Origin of the sequence: Pseudanabaena sp. 'Roaring Creek' (genome assembly GCF_001402795.1) — a bacterium.
Taxonomy (GTDB): domain Bacteria; phylum Cyanobacteriota; class Cyanobacteriia; order Pseudanabaenales; family Pseudanabaenaceae; genus Pseudanabaena.
In genome coordinates, this window is the sequence record NZ_LIRE01000607.1 from 1 (window position 1) to 552 (window position 552).

The 552-nt window shown below is 47.3% G+C and carries 2 protein-coding genes; both read left to right on the plus strand.

Features of this window, described 5'->3' with window-relative positions; genetic code table 11:
- The first annotated feature begins 111 nt into the window (after nucleotides 1-111).
- Entirely contained in the window at nucleotides 112-345 is a 234-nt protein-coding gene (locus tag AC805_RS16780; protein WP_055076467.1) for a hypothetical protein, read from the plus strand.
- The coding region (locus AC805_RS16785; protein ID WP_156341441.1) for a hypothetical protein at nucleotides 338-552 on the plus strand (215 nt) is incomplete at its 3' end. The genes AC805_RS16780 and AC805_RS16785, both read left to right, overlap by 8 nt.

The window sequence follows — 552 nt, forward strand, 5'->3', positions numbered from 1 at the left end:
GGCGCTAAAAATCTCTCTGGCCAGTGCCTTGCTTAACCAGTGCGATCGCGTTTTTCAAAATGCTCCAACCCTCTCTGTCCTCAGACCCACCATCCAAGGAGACGATGCTTCATGAGTCCGCAGCCCATCCAGAACACGATCGAGAACATAATTGCGATCGCTAATCCCAATATGCAAACCATTCAGTTTTCCCTCGCGATGGTCAATCTAGCCCTCATGTCCCAGCTCGGTGACATTGACTACAGTAACGACTATCGAAACGCCTTGGTTTATATCAAGGAATCTTTGGAGCTGCAACGCGACACACTGGAAACCAACAAGAAGGTAACTAATAACAATGCCTGAAGAATTTAGCCCCTATCTCATTAATTCACGGTCTAGCGCCTTGATTAATTTCATTGATGCCTCGCAGTTTTCTGAGAGCGAGATTGTCGATGTCTACCTTGGCATCTGCGATCGCCTCAAACACATCATCGAACTCAAACCGACGATCGGGTTTAGTATCCCGAAAGTACCTATCTCGATAGAGGAAGATGAACCCCTACCAACCAG